Annotated in this window: 19 protein-coding genes and 1 pseudogene; 9 read left to right on the top strand and 11 right to left on the bottom strand. The window is 64.6% G+C overall.

Annotated features, from left to right (window positions below):
- The 4 genes from VMI09_15035 to VMI09_15020 form a co-directional block, all read right to left on the bottom strand.
- Positions 1-334 (bottom strand): class I SAM-dependent methyltransferase (locus VMI09_15035; GenBank protein ID HTQ26002.1); only part of this gene is annotated, 334 nt, incomplete at its 3' end.
- Positions 335-479: 145 nt separating this feature from the next.
- Positions 480-1688 (bottom strand): response regulator, encoded by a 1209-nt coding sequence (locus VMI09_15030; GenBank protein HTQ26001.1) that lies wholly within the window; start codon positions 1686-1688, stop codon positions 480-482.
- Between the two features lie 69 nt (positions 1689-1757).
- Positions 1758-2726 carry a histidine kinase dimerization/phospho-acceptor domain-containing protein gene (locus VMI09_15025; protein HTQ26000.1) on the bottom strand — a complete coding sequence of 323 codons (969 nt, stop codon included), beginning with the start codon at positions 2724-2726 and terminating at the stop codon, positions 1758-1760.
- Between the two features lie 415 nt (positions 2727-3141).
- The gene (locus VMI09_15020; GenBank protein ID HTQ25999.1) at positions 3142-3903 is read right to left on the bottom strand and encodes a hypothetical protein; all 762 of its coding nucleotides are present in this window, start codon (positions 3901-3903) and stop codon (positions 3142-3144) included.
- 257 nt (positions 3904-4160) lie between these two features.
- Between VMI09_15020 and VMI09_15015 the strand changes: the two genes are divergently transcribed.
- From VMI09_15015 to pcaF, 7 genes are all read left to right on the top strand, one after another.
- Positions 4161-5282 carry an LLM class flavin-dependent oxidoreductase gene (locus tag VMI09_15015; protein HTQ25998.1) on the top strand — a complete coding sequence of 374 codons (1122 nt, stop codon included), beginning with the start codon at positions 4161-4163 and terminating at the stop codon, positions 5280-5282.
- A 231-nt stretch (positions 5283-5513) separates the two neighbouring features.
- Positions 5514-6023, top strand: a complete 510-nt coding sequence (locus VMI09_15010) for a hypothetical protein (GenBank protein ID HTQ25997.1) — start codon at positions 5514-5516, stop codon at positions 6021-6023.
- Positions 6024-6078: 55 nt separating this feature from the next.
- Entirely contained in the window at positions 6079-7056 is a 978-nt protein-coding gene (locus VMI09_15005; protein HTQ25996.1) for a hypothetical protein, read from the top strand.
- A 70-nt stretch (positions 7057-7126) separates the two neighbouring features.
- Entirely contained in the window at positions 7127-8590 is a 1464-nt protein-coding gene (locus VMI09_15000) for an aldehyde dehydrogenase family protein (GenBank protein HTQ25995.1), read from the top strand.
- Between the two features lie 10 nt (positions 8591-8600).
- The gene (locus tag VMI09_14995) at positions 8601-9479 is read left to right on the top strand and encodes a CoA transferase subunit A (GenBank protein ID HTQ25994.1); all 879 of its coding nucleotides are present in this window, start codon (positions 8601-8603) and stop codon (positions 9477-9479) included.
- Positions 9472-10251, top strand: coding sequence for a CoA-transferase (locus tag VMI09_14990; GenBank protein HTQ25993.1), 780 nt, complete (start codon positions 9472-9474; stop codon positions 10249-10251). The genes VMI09_14995 and VMI09_14990 overlap by 8 nt, the downstream gene beginning before the upstream one ends.
- Positions 10252-10366: 115 nt before the next feature.
- The gene (gene pcaF, locus VMI09_14985) at positions 10367-11569 is read left to right on the top strand and encodes a 3-oxoadipyl-CoA thiolase (protein ID HTQ25992.1); all 1203 of its coding nucleotides are present in this window, start codon (positions 10367-10369) and stop codon (positions 11567-11569) included.
- 29 nt (positions 11570-11598) lie between these two features.
- Here the strand turns inward: pcaF and VMI09_14980 are convergent, their stop codons facing one another.
- The 4 genes from VMI09_14980 to VMI09_14965 form a co-directional block, all read right to left on the bottom strand.
- On the bottom strand, positions 11599-12144 hold the full coding sequence (locus VMI09_14980) for a hypothetical protein (protein ID HTQ25991.1): 546 nt from the start codon (positions 12142-12144) through the stop codon (positions 11599-11601).
- Between the two features lie 918 nt (positions 12145-13062).
- Positions 13063-14292, bottom strand: coding sequence for a family 1 glycosylhydrolase (locus VMI09_14975; protein HTQ25990.1), 1230 nt, complete (start codon positions 14290-14292; stop codon positions 13063-13065).
- Positions 14293-14322: 30 nt separating this feature from the next.
- Positions 14323-15570, bottom strand: coding sequence for a hypothetical protein (locus tag VMI09_14970; protein HTQ25989.1), 1248 nt, complete (start codon positions 15568-15570; stop codon positions 14323-14325).
- Positions 15567-16436, bottom strand: coding sequence for a UDP-2,3-diacylglucosamine diphosphatase (locus VMI09_14965; protein HTQ25988.1), 870 nt, complete (start codon positions 16434-16436; stop codon positions 15567-15569). Before VMI09_14965 ends, VMI09_14970 begins: the two co-directional genes overlap by 4 nt.
- Before the next feature lie 400 nt (positions 16437-16836).
- Here VMI09_14965 and VMI09_14960 point away from each other — a divergent pair, with 400 nt between their 5' ends.
- Both VMI09_14960 and VMI09_14955 read left to right on the top strand, forming a co-directional pair.
- Complete coding sequence (locus VMI09_14960) at positions 16837-17943, top strand: acetamidase/formamidase family protein (protein HTQ25987.1); 1107 nt, start codon at positions 16837-16839, stop codon at positions 17941-17943.
- Positions 17944-17964: 21 nt separating this feature from the next.
- Positions 17965-18906, top strand: a complete 942-nt coding sequence (locus tag VMI09_14955; GenBank protein ID HTQ25986.1) for an aldo/keto reductase — start codon at positions 17965-17967, stop codon at positions 18904-18906.
- Positions 18907-18946: 40 nt separating this feature from the next.
- Here the strand turns inward: VMI09_14955 and VMI09_14950 are convergent, their stop codons facing one another.
- From VMI09_14950 to VMI09_14940, 3 genes and pseudogenes are all read right to left on the bottom strand, one after another.
- Positions 18947-19357, bottom strand: coding sequence for a hypothetical protein (locus VMI09_14950; GenBank protein ID HTQ25985.1), 411 nt, complete (start codon positions 19355-19357; stop codon positions 18947-18949).
- A 92-nt stretch (positions 19358-19449) separates the two neighbouring features.
- A complete protein-coding gene (locus tag VMI09_14945) occupies positions 19450-20700 on the bottom strand; it encodes an MCT family MFS transporter (protein HTQ25984.1) in 1251 nt (416 codons plus the stop codon).
- 255 nt (positions 20701-20955) lie between these two features.
- A pseudogene (locus VMI09_14940) lies at positions 20956-22530 on the bottom strand (arylsulfatase).
- Positions 22531-22612 lie beyond the last annotated feature (82 nt).

Raw genomic sequence — 22612 nt, 5'->3', positions numbered from 1 at the left:
GCCCCACCGCTGCCGTCAGCATGTCGGCGCAGAAATCCGCGCCGACCACGCGTCGCGCCCCCTGGCTCGCAAGTTCCAGTGCGAGATCGCCGGTGCCGGTGGCGATGTCGAGCGCGATCGCGCCGGCGGGCTGCGCGATCGCGGCGGTCTCGCGGCGCCATCGGCGGTCGAGCCCGATGGTCATGAGGCGGTTGACGAGGTCATAGCGGGGCACGATGCGCCCGAACATGGCGCGCACGAACGCCGCCTTGCCGGCGGCGCGTTCGGCGCCGCCGGCAGGCGCCGCATCTGCGGCAGGACGATCGTTGACGATTGGCGAGGATGAACTGGTCACGTGCTCACGCTGGTTCAGAAGGTAGGCAATTGCCGCACGCGGCTCAACCCACGCTGTGCGGGACGCGAGGGCCGAAGGCCGTCGCGTCCCGCACAGCGTGGAATTGCCGGCGCTCGCGCGGTTCACGCGCGAGCGCAATCCCCGCTCACTGCGCGACGCTGTTTAGCCGGGCTTTAACGCGGGCCGGGGCCGCTGGCGCGCTGACCGAAGCTGGCGCGGTCTCGACGTGGCGTGCAGCGGCCGACGCCAGGGTCTCATGCACCGCGGCCAGGAGGGCGGCCTTGCGTACTGGCTTGGTGATATGTCGGTCGCAACCGGCGTCCAGGGCGCGCGCGATGTCATCATCGAGCGTGGATGCGGTAAGCGCCAGCACCGGCGTCGCGGCGAGCCGATGCTCCCGCTCCCAGGCGCGGATGAGCCTGACCGCGGCGTAACCATCCATCACCGGCATCTGCATATCCATGAGCACCAGGTCATAGCGGTCGTGGACGAATTTATCGACCGCGACTTTGCCGTTCTCGGCGGTTTCGACCTGATAGGGGAGATTCTTGAAGTAGGCGGTTATCAGCAGGCGATTGTCGGATGAGTCTTCCGCGAACAGGATGTGCAACGGACGCGAAGCTGAAGCTGCCGTCGGCGCGGCCGGTTGGGCCGGCTCGCCTACAGCATCGTCGTTGGGTTTGGCCTCGAGCGGCTTGTTTTTGTGCGTCTTCGCGGCCCGCGAAATCAGATCGAGCAGATCGGAGCGGCGAACGGGCTTCAGCAGATGGTGCTCGAAGCCCAGACGCTGCACGCGAGCGATCTTGGAGGTTAGATCGTCGGTAGTCAGCATCGGGACGATCATCGCCGCTCCGCAAGCGCATCCCGGCGCCGCCAGCCGCTCGATCTGCTCGATCCCCGGCATCTGGCAATCGCCGAAGACGAGGTCGAAGGGCCGGCCAAGCTGCAGGGCCTGGCGCAGCGTCGCGATCGTCTCCGCCACCGTCGACGCTTCCTCGACGGCGGCGCCGAAGCTGCGAAGCGTCTCGATGAAGATGCGTCGATTGGCGGCGTTGCGATCGGCTACCAGCACGCGCTTCCCACACAGGTCGCGAGCCGGAGCGGGTTCGGCCACGGCGCCGACAAATTCGAGCGGAGCGGTGAAATGAAAGGTGCTCCCGCGGCCCGCCGCGCTTTCGACCGAGATCCGCCCCCCGCCCATCAGCGCCGCCAGCCGTGACGCTATGGCCAGGCCCAATCCGCTGCCGCCGTACTTGCGCGTGTCGGAGGAGTTGGCCTGGGTAAAGCTCGCGAAGATCCCGGCGAGCTTGGCCGATTCGATTCCGATCCCGGTGTCGGCGACCGAGAAGCGCACGGCCCTGAGGCGAGTATCGGCCGTTCTGTTCTCGCCGGCCGAATCGTCATCGCCGGCCGCGACCGTTAATTAGACCGAGCCGGACTCGGTAAATTTGATCGCGTTCCCGAGCAGATTCATCAGCACCTGGCGCAGCCTGGGCAAGTCGCCCATCAGCCGTGACGGAGTGCCGGGAAGGATCCGCGCCACGAGTTCGAGTCCTTTGCCGTGCGCGCGCACGGCAAGGGACTCGACGGTTTTTTCGACCAGATCGGCGAGATCGAATTCCTTATTCCGCAAGCGCACGCGGCCGCTCTCGACCTTGGCCAGGTCGAGAATATCGTCGAGCAGCTTCATCAAGGCGCCGCCGTTGAAGCGTAGCGTTTCGAGATAGCGGCGCTGAGCGCCATCGAGGTCGGTCTCTGCGAGCACCTCGGCCATCCCGAGGACGGAGTTCATCGGCGTGCGGATCTCGTGCGACATGGTGGAGAGGAATTCGGACTTTGTGCGCGAGGCGAGCAACGCCTGCTCGCGCGCAGCCGCGAGCGCTCGGCAGTGCGCGGCAAGTTCACGCCGATAGAGGCCGGTCAGATGCACCGCGATCTGAGCAACCACCACCGCACCCGACATCCCCAGCCAGCGGACCTGCGCATACGCATCGGGCATCGGCGTCAGCGCCTGATCGGCTGCAAATGCGGCCAGGCAAAAGCCGCCGAGCGCCCCCTGCCAGCGCTCGCTCCATGGAACCAACGCGCCGGTGCCGACCAGCAGGAGCAGGGTTTCGATAAACATCGGCACGCTTTCATGGCGGATTACGTTGGCTGCGGCGTTGAGTCCGACGAGCGCGATGCACAGCCCCAGGGTAAGCGTCCGCCAGTGACCTTCGAACCATCGGCTGAAGCTCAACCCGAATGCCACGAGCGGCAGGGTTGCGATCAGAAAATCCGCGCCGAACGCCGCGCGCGCGCTCGCGGAGACGGAAGCGAGATAGACGGTCTCGATGATATAAGCGGATTGGAAGAGCGCGATGGTCAGGGCTCCGACGCGGAACGTCAGCAACAGCCAGCGCAGATTCCCAGCGGCGAATTCCTCCTCGAAGGACTCTGTGGCTTCGAGGGACTCCGTCGCTTTCGCGGGCTCAACAGGCGCAGCACGCGCAGGCGAATCGGCAGCCCAATTTCGCCAGAGCATTTGCGCCGCAAGCCCCATCCTTTGCGAGCCCTCCCTCTTGGGGCGGCGACCCGCCGCGCCGTCGCTCGCGCTCTGGCCCACACACAGACCGTGAGGCGCCACGCAAACCGCTGCCCATATCGAGATGAGCAAGAGCGATGCCTGGACGGCGCGGGACTAAGCAAAAATTAGACGCGATAGGAGAAGCGGACGTCAGCAAATCAGACGCCGCAGCGTCAGCAAAGTGGCGCTGCGATAAAAGCTGACCACGGCTGGACCAGGGCTGTATGTCTGCGGCGATCGCTCAGGGCGCGAGCACCAGTTCCTGGCGCGCAGCGTAGCCGTCGATTTCCAGTTCCAGCCCGATAACCGGCGGCCGCGCGTAATGCCATCGGATTCCCCGATAAGCCGCCGCTCCCAGCGCCGGCAGGAGATCGGCTGCGAACAGCGGATGGACGTCGTGGACAGTGTAGAGATTCACCGCCGACGCCTCGTCCCAACCGATATTCATCTCCCGCAGGAGTCCTCCCAGGACTGCCATGATGCACGCGGTTTTGCGCTTCAGCCCTTCGAGCGAGACGTCGCCCGCGGCGACGACCTCGCGCTTGCCGCCCTCGCGCGATGCAACCTCGGGCACTCCCGCGAGCACGAAGGACGGCCGCGCCGCGCCCGCCGCCGCCGGCACGGTGTAGTAGAAGCCGAAGATCGACGGTCCGGCGATCGGACTAGAGGCCGGCGCGACGTTGGTTCGCGCGACCGGGTTAAGCCCTTCGACCATGAGGCCCCACGCCGTCAGCCGCTCGATATAGGGACGGTTGAATTCGTCGAAGCCGGCCGGAGTGAGCGCCGCCGGGATGCGCAGTTCGATTCCGCAGATCGCGCCGAGTGGGCGGCCCGCCGCTCGCAGATGGCTCTCGATTAGCCCATAGCCGTCCGCCAAGGCGGCGAGCGGCCTGAAGCTCGCGTGCACGATTTCGAAGCCCGGATGCGCGATCGCGCCGGACGAAAACGGTGCGCCATAGCCGCGGACGAATTTGTAGTTTCCCTTCGGGTTGTCGAGCAGCATCGTCTCTCGCTCCTCCCGCGCGTTTAATCGCGCGCGGCCATTATCGCGCGCCGGCGGCGCCAGTGCGAAACGCGATCGCGCCGTTTTCCGCCCCTTTGGGTCCCGGTCCGGACGATCCGCGAACCAGCCGCGCTGCCCGGCGTCTGGAAAACCAAGGGCCGACTGCGCTAAACCACTTACAGGGCCCCTGCGCACCGTGACGGCACCGCGGCCGTACCCGGCCAACGACGGCGGCCACATTACATCAGGAGAACGCCATGCACGTAGGATACGGAGCAGCTTTCCAGAATCCCAACAACGTACTTTCCGACGCCGAGGTCTATCGCAACGAGTTGCGCTTTGCCGAGATGGCAGAGCCGCTTGGATTCGACTCGGTCTGGTCGGTCGAGCATCACTTTGACGACTACACGATGTGTCCCGACGTGCTGCAGTTCCTCTCATACATGGCGGGCAGGACCAAGCACGTGAAGCTCGGCTCGATGGTGGTCGTGCTGCCGTGGCACGATCCGATCCGGGTAGCAGAGCAGGCCTCGCTGCTCGACCATCTGTCGGGTGGCCGCTTCATCCTGGGGCTCGGCCGCGGTCTTGCGCGAATCGAGTACGAGGGCTTCCGCCTCGATCAGAACGAAGGCCGGAGCCTCTTCGTCGAATATGCCGAACTGGTCCTAAGCGCGCTCGAAAAGGGCTACATGGAGGGCGGGCGCCACACCAATCAGCCGCGGCGCGAAATCCGCCCCTTCCCGGCACGCTCGTTCCGCGGCCGCACTTACGCCGCCGCGGTCTCGCCGGAATCGATGCCGATCATGGCGCGGCTCGGAGTCGGAGTGCTGGTGATTCCGCAAAAGCCGTGGGACGCGGTCAAGAAGGATTTTGAGATTTACCACAACGTCTGGCGCGAGACTAACGGCACCGAGCCGCCGCCGCCGCTTTCGGGCGGGTTCATCTTCGTCGACGAAGATCGCAGCCGCGCGCAGGAGTTGGGGATGAAGTACATCACCGACTACTATCACACGGCGATGAAGCACTATGAGATGACTTCGGAGAAATTCGGCCAGAACAAGAGCTACGAATTCTACAGCGGAGTCAGCCGGTATATTGCGCGTCACGGGATGGACAGCGCGGCGAAAGACTTCGCTTCGCTGATGCCGTTCGGGACGCCGGCCGAAGTGCTCGAAAAACTCAAGTTCATGCAGGAGACGATCAACAACAACGGCATCATGGGCAACTTCAGCTACGCCGGGATGCCATTCGACGAAGCCGAGCGCAACATCAAGTGCTTCGTCAAGCACGTGATGCCCGAACTCAAGAAGTGGAAAACCGCGCCGCTGGCCGAACCCGCGGAACTGAAGCTTACGTCGGAGCCGGCCCGCGCCGCCTAGACGCCAGCGCGGAGCGAACTTGGATGCTCGAAGGGGGCGATTCCTCGGATCGTCCCCTTCTTTTTTTGCCGGCCGGGCTGCGGACCGAACCCTGACCGTGCCGGGAATCGCGGCGTGCGGCCGACGGTTGGCATGCAAAGCGACAAAGTGCTACGGATGCGCTGAGTCGGCGCGCGGCGCCTGTGTTGCTGTCACGCAAGGCCGCGCCGCGGCCCGGGAGGTTCCAACCACATGGCGGATCCGAAAACGATGACGCGCGCGACCCGCTTCGGATCGCTCGAACATTACGAGAAGGGCGGCGTCGAGGCGATTAACGACGACCCGCGCAACTACGCTTTCTCCAACGTCTTCGAGGTCGCCTCCAAGTCGGAACCCTACGAAAAAGTCGCCGTCGCCAAAAACCTCAAGTACGTGCTCGAAGCAGTGCGGGCCGAAGGAACCTCGCCCTGGTATACCGCCTCGCACGACGAGTCCGCGATTATCATGGACGGCGAGGTCGAGATTCGGCTCGTCAAGCTCGATGCCCTGGCGGCCTCGGAGGAGCACGAGGGGACGACGATGCTCGAGGGTACGCCCAAGGGCCGGCGGATGGGACGTATCGTTGCGCGGCGCGGACACATGGCGCTCCTGCCCAAAGGCACCGCCTACCAGTTCCATGCGGCGCGGCCGGGCGTGATCCTTCTGCAGAGCGTGGCCGGCGACCTCACGGTCGAGCGATGGCAGGACATCTGTCAGAAATAGGGAATCTGCCGAAAGCGGGGACATCGGTTCGTAAACGGCACTCGGAGGACTGAGGATGGCGGCGACCAAAGAAGCCAACGATGCGGTCAACGATTTCGGCTATCGCGGCTTCGCCCTCGGCGGCTTCAGGTTCGAGCGCGACGAGTACTTCGCGCATATCGCCTGGCCGGGCGGCTCGCATTCGATGCCGGTTGATTCGTTTCTGCGCGCCATGATCCGCGATCTCGCCTGGAGCTTCTTCTACGGCACGGTCAATTTCGATGACGTCTTCGGCACCACCAATCACTACGGCAATGTCGACGTCTTCGCCGGGCTCTACAACGGCGGCTACCGCAAGCAGCATCGCGAGCACGTCGAAAATTTGAAGAGCGAGGACGTCAAGGCGATGTTCGAGGCGTTGCTCGAAGACTGGACCAACGAAGGCTTCGACCCGTTCGCCGCGCCGCAGGAGACCGGCAGCGCCTTCGGCCCCAAGCGCGGCAGCAACCGCAAGGCTATTGCGCGCAAGCGTCTGACCGCGAAACGGATGGTCGGGATGAAGGACGACATCCCGCTGCGCTCCGACGCGGGCGGCAATCCGGTCAATCGCCAGCTCGCCGACGTCGCCCAGGACCAGCCCGAGGTGCACGCCGAGCCGGGCTTCGAGGACGAGGTCCACGCCTTCAACTTCTTCGGCTACGTCGCGCGCTCCGACGTGACCTGGAATCCGTCGGTATGCGCCGCCGTCAAGGACAGCCTGATCTGCGCGACTACCGAGGAGTACATGCTGCCGGTCATCCACGGCAACGACCGGGTGGAGTGGTTCGTGCAGTTGAGCGACGAGATCGAATGGGACGTGAGCGATCGCGACACCGGCGAGCCGCGCGCGCGGGTGGTGATGAAGGCGGGCGACGTTTCGGCGATGCCGGCCGACATCCGCCATCAGGGCTACTCGCCCAAGCGCTCGATCCTGCTGGTGTGGGAGAACAACGATCCGACGCTGCCCGAGCTTTACGCAAAGAAGCGGCTCAAATCGAATCCGGTGGATTTTTAGCGAGCCGTCCGGATTTTCAGCAGCCGCGGGCGCGCGCCGAAAGCCCGCGGCAAGTTGGTAGATTATGCAGTTGCAAAACAAACTGTTCATCGGGGGCGAATTCGTCGAGGCCGAGGCGCGCGGCAGGATCGAGGTCTTTAACCCGCACGACAATTCCAAGATCGCCGACGTCGCCGAGGCGCGCGAGGCCGATATCGACAAGGCGGTCGCGGCCGCAAATAAGGCGTTTCCCGCGTGGCGCGGACTGGCCGCGGCCGACCGCGGACGGCTGCTGCTGAAACTCGCCGACGCGATCGAATCGCGCGCCGAGGAGCTCGCGCACGTCGAATCGATCGACACCGGCCATCCGATCCGCGACACGCGGATGCTCGACGTGCCGCGCACCGCCGCAACCTTCCGCTACTTCGGCGGGATGGCCGACAAGCTGCAGGGACGCCTGGTGCCGGTGGACCCGGGCTTTCTCAACTACGTCGAGCGCGAGCCGCTCGGCGTGGTGGGGCAGGTCGTGCCGTGGAATTTCCCGATCATGTTCACGAGCTGGAAGATGGGGCCGGCGCTCGCCGCGGGCAATTGCGTGGTGTTGAAGCCGGCCGAGCTTACGCCGCTAAGCTCGCTCAAGATCGCGGAACTGATGCGCGAGGTCGGCTTCCCGCCCGGCGTCGCGAATATTGTGCCCGGCTACGGCAACGTCGCTGGCCAATACCTCGCCGAGCATCCGCAGGTGCAGAAAATAGCGTTTACCGGATCGACCGCGACCGGGCGCAGAATCGTGCAGGCTTCCTCGGGCAACCTCAAGCGCGTCCAGCTCGAGCTCGGCGGCAAGGGCGCCAATATCGTGTTCGACGACGCCGACCTCGACGCGGCGCTGGGCGGCAGCGCGTTTGCGATCTTTCACAACCAGGGCCAGGCCTGTATCGCGGGCTCGCGCCTGCTGCTGCATGAAAAGATCGCGGATCAATTTCTCGATCGCTTCCTGAAGCTGGCGGCGTCGATCAGGCTCGGCAATCCGCTCGATCCGCACACCGAGATGGGGCCGCTGACCTCGCCCGCTCATCGCGACCGCGTGCTTTCCTATTGCAAGGTCGCGCGCGAAGAAGGCGGCGAAATCCTGCTCGGCGGCAAGGCGCCTGCCGATGCCGAACTGGCCAAGGGATGCTACGTGATGCCGACTGTGGTCCGCGCGCGGCCCAAGGATCGCGTCTGCCAGGAAGAGGTCTTCGGCCCCTTTGTGACCGTCAGCACGTTCAAGGATGAGGATGAGGTGGTCGCCGTCGCCAACGATACGGTTTACGGCCTCGGCGGGGGGCTCTGGACCACGAGCCTTGCGCGAGCGCATCGCGTGGCGCGGCAGATCGTGACCGGGATGGTGTGGATCAATTGCTACAAGCGCGCCAACCCGGGATCGCCGTTCGGCGGCGTGCGCAGCTCCGGCTACGGCCGCGACCTCGGTATCGAGTCGATCGAAGAGTACACCAGTCCGAAGTCGGTTTGGGTCAACGTGGACGCGAAGCTTCCCCCGTACTACCAGCGATGACACGACGGCGATGGCGCTGATTCTGGATCTCAAGACGGCGATTCGTGAATTCGTCCGCGACGGCGACACGGTCGCGATGGAGGGTTTCACCCATCTGATTCCCTCGGCCGCCGGCCACGAGATCATCCGCCAGGGCCGGCGCGATCTGACGCTGGTGCGGATGACGCCCGACCTCATCTACGATCAGCTCATCGGGATGGGCTGTGCACGCAAGCTCGTGTTTTCCTGGGGCGGCAATCCGGGCGTCGGTTCGCTTCATCGGCTGCGCGACGCGGTCGAGCGCGGATGGCCGCGGCCGCTCGAGATCGAAGAGCACAGCCATGCCGGGATGGCCGCCGCGTACGTCGCGGGCGCATCCAATCTTCCCTTCGGCGTGCTGCGGGGCTACCTCGGCTCCGATTTGCCGAAGTACAACTCGCGCGTGAAATTCATCGAGTGCCCGTTTACCGGCGAACAGCTCGCCGCGGTGCCCGCGATCCGCCCCGACGTAGCCGTGGTCCACGCGCAACAGGCCGACCGCAAGGGCAACGTGCTCCTGTGGGGCATCGTGGGAGTCCAGAAGGAAGCGGTGATGGCCGCGCGGCGCTCGATCGTCACGGTCGAGGAAATCGTTGATCGGCTGGAGCCGCGCGCGAACTCGGCGGTGCTGCCCGGATGGGTGGTCGGCGCGGTATGCGAGGTTGCGGGCGGCGCGTTTCCGTCCTACGCGCTCGGCTACTACACGCGCGATAATTCCTTCTATCAGCAGTGGGACGAGATCGCGCGCGAGCGTGCGAGCTTTACCGGATGGATCGAACGCCATGTGATCGCAACCGCGGATTTCGCCGGGTTCCGGCGAAGCCTCAAGGCAGAGAGCGCCGCGCCGCCCGCCAAGGCGGCCAATGGCTGAGCTGCGATACAGCGCCGATGAGATGATGACGGTCGCCGCCGCGCGGATGCTGCGCGACCGGGCGGTGTGCTTCGTGGGGATCGGATTGCCGAGCGCGGCGGCCAACCTCGCCCGGCGCACCCATGCACCCGAGGCGGTCCTGATTTACGAATCGGGCACGATCGGCGCGAAACCGAACGTGCTGCCGCTTTCGATCGGCGACGGCGATCTGGCCGAGACCGCTGACACGGTGGTCTCGATCGCGGAGATTTTCGCTTACTGGCTGCAAGGATGCCGCGTGGACGTCGGCTTTCTGGGCGCGGCGCAGATCGATCGCTTCGCCAATCTCAACACGACCGTGGTCGGCGACTATCGCTCGCCGCAGGTGCGATTGCCGGGCGCGGGCGGCGCGGCAGAAATCGCGTGCAGCGCGCGCGAAGTGCTGATCATGCTGCGCCAGAGCAAGCGCGCGTTCGTCGAGAAGCTGGACTTCGTCACTTCGGCCGGTTACCTCGACGGCGGCGCGAGCCGTGCGAGGCTCGGGATGCCCGGCCGCGGGCCAAGCGCCGTGACAACCGACCTCGGAATTCTAACGCCGGATCCGGCGACGAAAGAACTGACGCTCACGAGTCTGCATCCCGGCGTCACCGCAGAGCAGGCGATAGCGGCCACCGGATGGCCGCTCAGGGTGGCAGCCGACGTCGCCGAAACCGTTCCGCCTACCGCCGCCGAGCTTGCGGTTCTGCGCGACCTGAACGAACGCACCGCACGGGCACACGCGGCGGGCGCGTGATCGCGCGGCGAAACGCGCCGGCTGCGGCAACGGGACGCATCGCGAGGGCCGCGATCGCCGCGCAAGCCGCGTTCGGCGGCGCAAACGCGCACGCAGCATAGGGAAGGATCGAAAGATGGCCGAAGCATTCATCTGTGACGCAATACGCACGCCGATCGGACGTTACGGCGGCGCGCTGGCGGGAGTAAGGACCGACGACCTCGCGGCGATCCCGATAAGAACGCTGATCGAACGCAACCCTGAGATCGATTGGAGCCGCGTCAACGATGTAATCCTCGGCTGCGCCAACCAGGCCGGCGAAGACAACCGCAACGTCGCGCGCATGGCGGCACTGCTGGCCGGACTGCCGGTCGACGTGAGCGGCGTCACCGTCAATCGTCTGTGCGGCTCGGGGATGGAGGCGGTGGTGCAGGCGGCGCGGGCGGTCAGGACGGGCGAAGCGAACCTGGTGGTCGCGGGCGGCGTGGAATGCATGTCGCGCGCGCCGTTCGTGATGCCCAAGGCGACGAGCGCCTTTTCGCGCAACGCCGAGATCTATGACACGACGATCGGATGGCGCTTCGTCAATCCGCTGATGAAGAAGGCCTACGGCGCTGATTCAATGCCCGAGACTTCCGACAACGTTGCGGCGGATTTCGAAATCTCGCGCGCCGACCAGGACGCTTTCGCTTATCGCAGCCAGATGCGCGCGAAACGCGCGCAGGCGGCGGGACGCTTCGCCGAGGAGATCGTGCCGGTCAAGGCCGCAGGCCGGCGCGAGACGGTTGCGGTGAACGTCGACGAGCATCCACGCCCCGATACAACGCTCGAAACATTGGCGAAACTGCCTGCATTGTTCGGCCCGTCAAGCTCGGTGACCGCCGGCAACGCCTCAGGCGTCAATGACGGCGCCGCCGCGCTTATCGTGGCTTCGGAAGCCGCCGTCAAGGACTACAAGCTCACGCCGCGCGCGCGAGTCGTCGGCGCGGCGACGGCCGGCGTGCCGCCGCGAATAATGGGCATCGGACCCGCGCCCGCCTCGCGCAAGGCGCTCGAGCTCACGCGCATCGATCTTCGCGATATCGACGTGGTCGAACTCAACGAAGCGTTCGCGGCGCAATCGCTCGCAGTCCTGCGCCAACTGGGCCTCCCCGACGATGCCGAACAGGTGAACCCCAACGGCGGCGCGATCGCGCTCGGCCATCCGCTCGGAATGAGCGGGGCGCGGCTGATGCTCACGGCGCTGCATGAGCTGGAGCATCGCAAGGCCCGTTACGCGCTATGCACGATGTGCGTGGGAGTGGGGCAGGGAATCGCGTCGATAATCGAACGCGTCTGATGAGGCGGCCTTTAACGCGTCCGTGAGTATCAGCGCAGCACGCTCATCACTTTCTCGGCAAGCACGGTATATTGCGGGTAAAGATAGTCAGCGTGCCGGCTTGCGATAATGACTGCCGTCACGGCTGCCGCAGCGGCCAGCCCGATCGCGAGCGTCACGTTCCGCTTCGCTTTGGGCGCAACGGCGCGCGTGGCGGGCGGCGCCTTCGCCGTGATGAATGGCGTTAACGTCTCTTCGAGCGCCGGATACGCATCGCGCACTGCCCCGATCATTGCCGCGCCGGCTTTTCGCGGATTTTGCACGCCCTGGCCGGTGAAGCTCATGATTTCGCGAAACTGCGCCAGAGTCTTTTCCGCCTGCTCGGCGGCGGCGTGCAGATCTTCCGGGGAAAGATCGCGCAAATTGGAATGTGCCAGGCGGCGGAAAAGGGATAGTGTGCCCTCGAAATAGGGAAATCCCGCGCGGAAAACCGACCCCGGACCGGCCTGCGCCAGATCCCCGGACCTGAAAGCAGCCAATCGGGCGAGGCAAACTGCCAGGCGTTCGCGTGTCGCCCGCTCGGACTCGGTGGTCATCGATACCTCTCGTTCTTCAGCGATGATGATTTCGAACGGTTACCTATAACATGTCAGTTATGTCAGTGATAGCCCTATATCTTCTTAAACATGTCAAATTTAGCAGTGAAATGAATTTGCTTCACAGGGCTCAAATAGACGCCCAGATTCTCTTCAACAAAAAGCGCGCGCCAAGAGCTTGATTCTTGGGCGGGCGGTGCGATTGCTATGAAAGGACGGCCCTAGTGTACGGCGCTCAGGATATTATCTGCAAACAGCTCGTATTCCACATAGTTGAAGGTGACGGCCGCCGCGACTATGAGTGGCCACGACGGCCAAGACTACTAGGAACGGTGCGGCAGACCGCGGCTTCCTCACGCGCTCGAGTTCAGCGGGCGGCTGCTTGATAATGACCGACACGTCTTCGTAAATCGCCGCAAGAGAATCGCGCAGATCGATGAGCATCTCGTTGCGTACCTGTTCGGGATGCTCGACGCCCTCGCCGGTGAAGTTCTGAATGTGGGGCGTCTCCTGCGCCTCGTCGGCAACAATCTTCAGGTACTCGGAGGAACCTCGCGCAGATTGGCCTCACCGACTTTGCGGAAGAGACCCAAGCTGCGCTCAAAGTGTGGGATACCGTGCGGGACGCGCGAGATCCCGGGGCATGGCCGCGAGCCTCATCAGGCAGCCTCCCAGCATTTCACGCGTCTGATGCTCGGCGATAGTGTTGGCGTTGATGGTCATGGTCCGAGCGCTCCCGCGTCAATTGGCCTCCGCATTACCTCCCTTGCATCGAGCGTGCCAGCGATTAGCCATGATTTGCTTATCTTTGCTTTGTATCGCAAAGAGGCAATTGGCTCCATCGGTATCAACTTGGTCCTGGAGCGGAAGGACGAACGTTGCGGAGCTGGTGATTCGACCAGCCGAGGTGGTCGCCGGTCAGATTTCGTTGGCGCGCGCGATGCGCCCCAGCCATTCGGCACTCGGCTTGACCGTGCGCCGCTGCGTCTCGCGATCGACCGCGATCAGGCCGAATTTAGGATGGTAGCCGAAGAGCCATTCGAAGTTGTCGAAGGTGGACCAGTAGAAGTAGCCGCGCACGTCGATATTGTCGCCGACGCATCGCGCGACACCGGCTATCGCGCGCTTGATGAATGCGACCCTGCGCGTATCGTCATCGGTGGCGACGCCGTTTTCGGTCACGATGACCGGCAGCTCAGTGGCGGCGCTGGCATAGCGAATCGTCGCCTCGAGCGCTTCGGGCCAGAATTCGTAGCCCATTTGGGTGAATTCGACGCCGCTTTCCGGCGGCAGCATCCCCTCCGGGCCATAGCGCTGGCGGGCGTAGCTCTGCACGCCGATGAAATCGTCGTGCCGCGCCGCCTCGAGAAATATGTCCTCGGCTTCGCGGCGGTCGCGGTCGCGAGCGTGCGTTCCCCCTGCGAGCGCCTGCATGTCTCTCATCGCGAGCGTCATCCCGACCATGAACTTCCCCGGCCCCGAGCGCAGCGCATGCACGCCGAGGCGATGCGCCTCGAGCAGGACGTCGCGCGAGCGGGCGCGCACGCAGAACGGAAAGCTCGAAAACTTCCTCGGCTCGACGCCGAGCGCGCGCGCCGCCGCTGCCCGCATCGGCGAGCGCAACACGGTCTCGTCACTGTGTAGGATGCCGGTCTGGTGCAGGAAGACGCCAAGGTTGAGTTCGTTGAGCGTGCAGGCGACGTCGATCAGGTCGCCGAGGTGGCCGACGATGCGTTCGCAGTAGCGCGCGAACAGCCGCGCGGTCTCGCGCGATTCCCATCCGCCGCGCGCCGCCAGCCATCGCGGGGAGGTGAAATGGTGGAGCGTGACGACCGCCTTGAGCCCGTTGTCGCGGCACGCCGCGAGCATCCGCCGGTAGTGTTCGAGCTGCGCCAGCGAAAACTCGCCCTCTTCGGGCTCGATGCGCGCCCACTCGACCGAGAAGCGATAGGCGTTGAAGCCGAGCTTGGCCAGCAGCGCCATGTCGTCGGCGTAGCGATGGTAATGATCGCAGGCGTCGCCGGAAGATTCCGTATAGATGGTGTCCTCGAGATGCTCGAGCAGCCACGAATCGCAGTTTATGTTCCCGCCCTCGACCTGATGCGCCGCCGTCGCCGTGCCCCATAGAAACCCGCTCGGAAATTTCATCGTCGTGGCGCCCTCCCAGGCGCCGGCGTGTCAGGCCAGTGCCCGCAATCCCGCCACGGTCTCCGTTTCCGGACGTGCGGCGGCGATGAGCGCGTCGAGGAGGTCGGGGATTTCGAACACGGCGCGGTTATTGGACGCTCGGGCGCGCGCGCGAAAGTGGGCGAAGCTGCGCGGGTCGAGCATCCGCGCGACTCCCGCCGCGATCTCGCTGAACGATCGCAGCACGACGCCAAATTCGTAGCACTCGATCCACTCCGTATTGTAGCGCTCCTGCACCATGGTCCGCGCATTGCGCTCGACGATTACCGGCAGGCCCATCACCAGCGCCTCGCTGACGCTGCCGGGGCCGGGCTTGCCGATGAAATAATCGCTAAGTCGCATCAGTCGTGGAATTTCCCGCGTGAAGCCCTCGATGTAACACGGAAAGGGCAGCTTCATCGCGAGGAGCTGCGCGCGCAGGCGCTGATTGTGGCCACAGAGAAAGATCATCTGCGTCTTTATCCCGGATTCGGCAATCCGCCGCGCAATCGTCAGCATCCGGCGCGAACCGAATCCGCCGAACATCACGAGGCCGGTCGGCAGTTGGGTGCCGAGACCGAGGCGGCGGCGCTCCTGCTCGCGGCTGAGCTCAGGGCGGCGGTCATAAAACTCGGGTCGCACGATCATCCCCGAAGTGCGAAGCACGCGCCGCGGCGGATAACCCGCCGCCAGCGCCTGTTCGGCCGCCTTGGCGGTGCCACAAATGAGGTGTTGCTCCTGGCGCTCGATCCAGAAATGCGGCGGACAGTCGGCGAGGTCGGTCAGGATCGTGACCATTGGCGTCGCCGGGCGGCCGCTCTCGCGGTCTGCGATCCTGAGCCCCTCGAAAACCGCGCGGTTGAAATTGGGAATCATGGACACGACCAGGTCCGGCCGCTGTTCCCGCCAGTATTGCGCGAGCAGCGCCACGTTGCGCGGGTGCATCCGGCGGATCAGGAACTGCACCGCGCGCAGCATCGGCCCGGTTCCAATAGTCAATCCGTACTTGAGCATCCGATTATACAGGTCCTCGACGCGCACGCCGGTCAGCCGGTGAAACACGTCGATCGGTTCCAGGATCTCGCGTAGATTTACCATCCGGAGCTGCCAGCAGCGGCGCTGACGGTCGGCGAGCTCCTTCAATGCGGTCGCCGACGCGCGATGGCCGCCGCCCGCGTCGAAAAAGATGAGATCGATCCGGGGCTCGCGCGCCGCGCGCGCCGACAGCGCCGGTAAGGGTAAAAGGCGTCCGATATTCATGATAGCGCGGCCTCCGCCAAAGAATCGGACGCGGCCTGCCGGCCGTGCCCGCGGTCCCATCGCAGCAGCGCGAGCACGCCGTTGCGGTCCTCCGCGACCGCCGTGCAACTGTGTACCCAGTCGCCATCGTTGATGTACCAAATCGGGCCGATAAGACGTTGCTCGGGGCGATGCACGTGGCCGCAGATCACGCCGTCCGCCTTGTGCTTGCGTGCCGTTTCGGACACCGCACGGTCGCTGAAATCGGTCAGGTACTCGACCGCCTTTTTGACTCCGCCCTTGAGGTAGGAAGAGAGCGGGCCCTTGCGCGCGCGCCGCAGGCGGCCATCGCCGTTATACCAGCGGTCCACGCGCAGCGCGGTCAGATAGGCCTGATGGCCCATCCGCACGAACCATCGATTGGGATTGAGCGAGCCGTCGAACTGATGGCCGTGGATCACGAGCATCCGGCGACCCTCGGCGGTCCGATGAATCAGCTCGTTCGTTACCGCAATGGGACCGAAGAAGGATTGCACCAGTTCGGCGCTGAACTCGTCGTGGTTGCCCGGCAGAAATACGACCCGCGCGCCACGCCGATGCCATTCGGCTATCTCCTCGACCACCGCCGTTTGCGCCTCGCTCCAATACCATGAGGGGCCGAGCACCCAGCCGTCGACGATGTCGCCCACCAGGTAGAGATTGTCGGCCCGATGATGGCGCAGGAAATCGTGGAGCAGTTCGGCCTTGCAGCGGAGCGTCCCGAGATGCAGGTCCGAAATCCAGATCGAGCGATAATAGGTGATTGACGCCGCGGGCGGCGCAGCGGCGCGGGTGAGCCATTGTGCCCACCCCGACGAGGGGAAACGGTCTAGCCCGACCCCTTCCATCGGGGATCCGCCTCCGTCGGCGATAGGCTTACAAAGTACACATCATTGTCAGTACGGGATCGAACATACGAAATCGATAGTGTTACTTGACGTTCCGAATAACAGTTCATTATGTGGCTATTAAGCGAAGTCTCGCGACGAGCTATCGCAGGCGATAGTGATCGGAAATTCAATCAAAAACCCTCGCATGTTGAACCCATAATCGGGCTGCGTTCGGTTCTGACACGTGTGCAAGCGGGTCTGATCGCGCGGATGTTTGGCGGTTTGCTCTGGGCCGGGCAAAGGCGAAGGACGCCTGTCCGGGGCCATTGCCGGCCGTTTGTCCGAGCCTTGGAATTTCGCGGGCAAATGCTAGCGTGGCGGCGCAAGGCGCGGCATCAATCAAAAGGCGGCACAGCCGATGAAAAGCGTAAAAATCAACTATGGCGTCGCATGCGCGGCGGAACCTTCAAAGGGCCACAATCGATGGCATTGCGATATCCCGCCCGCGGTTGAAGCCGAACCCGGCGAGGAGGTCGAGCTCGAAACCAGGGACGCGCTCGACGGCCAGGTCACGCCGGCGACCGCCGCCGCCGATCTGCTCAAGGTCAACCTCGACGTAGTGCATCCGCTCACCGGGCCGGTATTCGTCAAAGGCGCGGAGCTGGGCGACCTGCTTGAAGTGGACATCCGCGAGCTCAAACCCGCCGACTGGGGCTTTACGGTCCAGATGCCCGGCTTCGGCTTTCTGCGCGACGAGTTTCCCGACCCCTACATCGTCAAGTGGAAGATCGCCGATGGCTGGGCCACGTCGGCCGAGCTTCCCGGAGTCCGCTTGCGGGACGGTTCGTTCATGGGCACGATCGGCGTTGCGCCATCGGAAGAGCTGCGGCGCGAGATGCTGCGGCGCGAAGAGCATCTGCGCGAGCGCGGCGGCTTTGTCCTGCCGCCGGAGGCGAAAGGGGCGGTGCCTGCGCGAGAGCCGGTCGCGTCGGAAGGGCTGCGCACGATTCCGCCGCGCGAGAACGGCGGCAATCTCGATATCAAGCAGTTGAGCGCGGGCGCGCGGCTGCTCTTGCCGGTGTTCGTTGCGGGCGCGCTCTTTTCGGTCGGCGACGCACACTTTGCCCAGGGCGACGGCGAGTCCTGCGGCACCGCGATCGAGATGTCCGCGTCGGTGCTGGTGAAGTTCGCGCTGCGCAAGGGCGAGGCGGCCCGCCACAAGATCCGCTTCCCGCGCTTCGAGCGCGACGACTATTTCTTGCCGCCGGAACTCGCCGCGCCGAAGCGCTTTCTCGCGACCATGGGGATGTGCATCCGCGACGGCGTCAACGAATCGGAAAACGCGACCATGGCGGCGCATCACGCGTTGATGAACATGATCGCGCTGCTGGGGGAACGCGGATGGAGCCGCCAGCAGGCCTATGCCATCTGCAGCGTGGCGGTCGATCTGCGGCTTAGCGAAGTGGTGGACGTGCCCAACTTTATCGTGTCGGCGCTGCTTCCGCTGGCCATTTTCGACAAGTAACCGCGCGCAAAGAGAGACGCCGTGGAATACCGCAACCTGGGAAAGTCGGGGCTCAGGGTTTCGGCCGTGGGCCTCGGCTGCAACAATTTCGCAATGAAGTGCGACGCCGAGCAGACCCGCGCGATCGTGCATCGCGCGCTCGACGAGGGCGTCACGCTGTTCGATACCGCCGACATCTACGGCAATCGCGGCGGCTCGGAGGAATTGCTGGGCAAGGCGCTCGGCAACTGCCGGCGCGAGGTCGTCGTCGCGAGCAAGTTCGGGATGGTGATGGGCGATGGGCCGTACCTGCACGGCGCGTCGCGGCGCTACGTGATGGCCGCCGCAGAGGACAGCCTGCGCCGCCTGGGCACGGATTACATCGACCTCTACCAACTTCACACGCCCGACGCCGAAACGCCGCAGGAAGAAACGCTCGAGGCGCTTGCCGACCTGGTGCATGCCGGCAAGGTCCGCTACATCGGATGCAGTAACTTCGCCGCCTGGCAACTAGCCGAGGCGCTGGGAATCTCGCGCGCTCGCGGGCTACCCGCCTATGTCTCGGCGCAAAACGAATACAGCCTGCTCGAGCGCACGATCGAGCACGAACTGATTCCCGCCTGCCGCCACTTCGGCGTGGGCATCCTGCCATTTTTTCCGCTGGCGAGCGGGTTTCTCACCGGCAAATACCGCCGCGGCGCCGAGCCGCCCAAGGGCACGCGGATGGCCCTGCTCGAGCGGATCGCGACGCGCACGCTGACCGAGGCGAACTTCGCTCTGCTGGAGAAGCTCGAGACCTTCGCGCGCGAGCGCGGCCATACGCTGCTCGAGCTTGCGGTCGGATGGCTCGTGTCGGAACCGCAGAACTCGAGCGTGATCAGCGGCGCCACCAGCCCCGAGCAGGTGAGCCAGAACGTCAAGGCCGCGCAGTGGAGGCTCGGCGCCGAGGAGCGCGAGGCGGTCGGCAAACTCATGCAGAGCTGAGCGCGCGCGATACGGCCGCCTCAAGAAAGGGGCGCCCATCCTATAGCGCGAGGCGGGAGCGGATCGTTTCGGCGATTTTCTCGGGCGGCGGCGCGATATCGACGACGATCGCATTCGCCGGATCTTCGAGCGTATCAAACTGGCTCTGCGGGAGCCGCCGATCGAAGAAATGTCCCGCGGCCGCGCCAGGCGTTGCTCGATCAGCGCCGGCGATCCCTTCAAATACACGAATTTCACCCTGGACGGGTTCTCCATAAGCAAATCCCGGTAGTACTGCTTGAGCGCCGAGCAGGCGATCGCTGCCGCGCGCTTTTCGGTAAGGCATCGCGTTTCGAGGTCTCGCACGGCATGCAGCCAGGGCAATCGATCGTCGTCGGTGAGCGCGATACCGCGGCTCATCTTCTCGCGATTTTGCGGCGGATGAAGATCGTCGGCGTCGTAAAATTCCCATCCAGCTCGCCGGGCCAGCATCCGGCCGACGGTGGTCTTCCCCGAGCCTGCCACGCCGATGAGGATTATAACCATCCGCGCCGATCTCCGGGGCTAAATCTCGGAGGGCGCCAGGGCCGCGCTCGTCCCGCTCTCGCCGGCCGGAACCTTGCGCGGCTTCAAGAGGAGCAGGACCAGGAACCCCGTGAGCGTTGCCGCGATGGTGAACAGGATTCCGATCTGGTAGCTGCCGGTGCGGTCGATGATTGCGCCAACGATCGGCGGTCCGAAAAGCGCGGTTATCGCGATACTGGTGTAGAGCGTGCCGAGCACCACGCCCATCCCGGGCACGCCGAACAACTCTGCGACCACCGAAGGGTTTAGCGCGACGTATCCCCCGTAACTCGCGCCCATCGCGAGCGCGAAGGCGACCAACATCGCGTAGCCCGGCGCATAGAGCCAGAGGAAGTACGAAAGGCCGAGCGCGAGCACCGTCAACTGGTAGAGCCTTAGGAGGCCGATACGGTCGGCGAGCGTGCCCAGCCCGGCGCGGCCCAGCATGCTGGTGAGCCCGATACAGCTGATGAGCGCGGCCGCGGCGACTTCGCTGATACCGTGTTCGCGTGCGTACACCGGGAGAAAGACGAACGGAATCGAAGTTGCGACGTTGGCCAGCGCCGAAGATAGGTAGAGCACGGCGAAGTTGGGATCGCGCACGAACTCGCCGAAGCGCGGGCGCGCGACGTGCTGCGGGCCCCGCGGCGGCCGCTTCGAGAGACCCGCGCAGAGCATCAGCAGTACGGCCGCAGCGGCGCCCAGGATCACATACGAGTGGCGCCATCCGAGATGCATGATCATCTCGCCCGAGAGCGGCGGGACCGTGAGCGTGCCGGCTCCGATTCCCGAAACCGCGAGGCCCAGAGCCGTGTTGCGCCGCCGGTCGAACCATCCCGCGATCATCGAGACCAGTGGCACGTAGCAGCACGACACACCGATACCGACGCCCAGGCTATAGGTGAAGTAGGCGTACCAGAGGCGCGGGATGAGCGCGGTCAGGATAACTCCGCCGCCGGTGGCAAGCGCGCCCGCCGCAACCACCGGGCGCGGGCCGAAGCGGTCGGAGAGATAGCCGGTGAGCGGGCTAAGCGCGAAATAGAGTCCGGCGGTGATCGAGAAAATCGCCGAAGTCGCTTCGCGCGAGGCGCCGAACTCGTGCGCCATCGGTTTGAAGAACGCGCCGAAACTGTAGGCCACGCCGAAGAGCGTGAAGCAGGCGAGGAATCCGGCGACGACGGTCAGCCAGGCGCGGGCCGAATCGATAAGGTCGAGATGATGGGCGGTAGAAGGGCTTGAGGCGTCTGACATTGGCGCTGTGTGCGGCTCCGGCTGGTGGTCTTCGGAACTCGGCCGCCCGGGAGGCGCTGGCTTGGGGCAAATATACTGCGAAGGCGGATCGCGACGCGAGCGAGGGAGTGCGGTCCTCGGTGAGCGCGCTCCGTCGCATCGACCACGCTGCCGATCGCGCTCGGCAGCCGGAGAGCGGAACTCTCTTCAGTTAGATCTAGACGCGCGTGACGCTCGGTCTGACCTCATCGCGGGCGGCGTTGCCCGCCCGATGGCCTATTCGCCGGTGTGCGCAGCGACCGCCTTCTGTATCTGTTCCTTGACCGCCGCCATGTTGAAGCTGGCGCCCTTCTGCATCGGGGGAAACTCGATCAGGGTTTGCGCTGCTTGCGCCACTTCCTGTTGCACGAACACGAAGCGCCAGAACTCGAATGCGAACCAGTTGTAGTAGGCTATCGACCCATTGTCCTTGCCGTTGTACATTCCGGTCCGCTCGTAGGGATCCAGGCGCAGATTGACCAGGATCGGCCAATCGACTTTCTCCGTGGCGCCAAGCCAGCCGTTCGGCTGATCGGTGAAGCGGTACTTGTAGTCGTCTATCCGCACCGCGCCGAGTGTGGTTTCGGTGAGGTAAAAAATCTCGTGGCGCTTCGACGGACCCTTGCCGCAAAGCATGTCCATCTGGTTGTAGCCGTCGAGGTGTACTTTGTAGGTGCGGCCGCCGATTTTCTTGCCCTTCCTGAGATCGGCCGCGATATCACCCGGATAGCCGGCCGCGGCTACGAACGTCGGGAACCAGTCGAGGCCGGAGACGATGCCATTCTCGACCTTGCCCGCCGGCACCTTGCCCGGCCATCGAATGATCGCCGGGACGCGAAAACCTCCTTCCAGCGCCGTGCCTTTGCCGCCGGCAAAGGGAGTCTGCCCGCCATCGGGCCAGGTGAAGTTCTCGGCGCCGTTGTCGGTGCTGAACGCGATGATCGTGTTGTCATCCAGACCGTTGTCCTTCACATATTTCATCACCGCGCCGACGATATCATCGAGCTGGGCCATCCCCGCTTCCTCGATGGTCCAGCCGTTTTCCGGCGTGCGCATTTTTTCGTATTTGTCCGAGAGATGAGTGACGACATGCATCCGGGTCGGATTCAGCCATAAAAAGAACGGCTTGCCATTCTTTCTCGCCTTGTCGGTGAACTTGAGCGCGTTGTCGAGAATCTCGTCATCGACGGTCTTCATACGCTCCGGACAGAGTTGACCCGCATCCTCGATCTTCTGCTTGCCGATCTTTCCCCAGCGCGGTTGCACGGTCGGATCGTCGGTGTCGGAGGCCCATGAGTGGATCATGTTTCTGGGCCCGACCCGGTCGCGCAGCGCCTGCGGATAGTTGCGATGGCAGGGGTCCTCCATCGCATCGAGGTGGTACAAATAGCCGAAGAACTCATCGAAGCCATGCACCGTGGGCAGGAACTGGTTCCGGTCGCCGAGATGGTTCTTGCCGAACTGGCCCGTGGCATACCCCATCGACTTCAGCACGGTCGCGATCGTGGGAGCCTCATCGGGCATTCCGAGCGGCTAACCCGCCTGGCCAACGGTCGTCAGTCCGGTGCGGATCGGCAGCTCGCCGGTGATAAAGTTCGCCCGACCCGCGGTACAGCTCGCCTCCGCGTAGTAGTCAGTAAACCGCATCCCTTCGTTGGCGAGCCGGTCGAGGCTCGGCGTGCGGCCGGCCATGATGCCCTGGTTATACACGCCGATGTTGGACCAACCGATGTCGTCGCCCATGATGAAGATGATGTTGGGTTTTTTCTCCTGCGCCCCGGCCTGCGAGACCAGCCCCGACTGAAAAATCATCAACACCGCCCCAGCGACGGCGATCAACAACCTACTGATATCTCGATGCAAGCTCATACAGGCTCCTGGTCGAACGGTGTGC

Source organism: Candidatus Binataceae bacterium, assembly GCA_035500095.1.
Taxonomy (GTDB): Bacteria; Desulfobacterota; Binatia; order Binatales; family Binataceae; genus JAKAVN01.
Note: the sequence above shows the minus strand (reverse complement) of the source record. Positions and strands in the feature narration are given on the sequence as shown.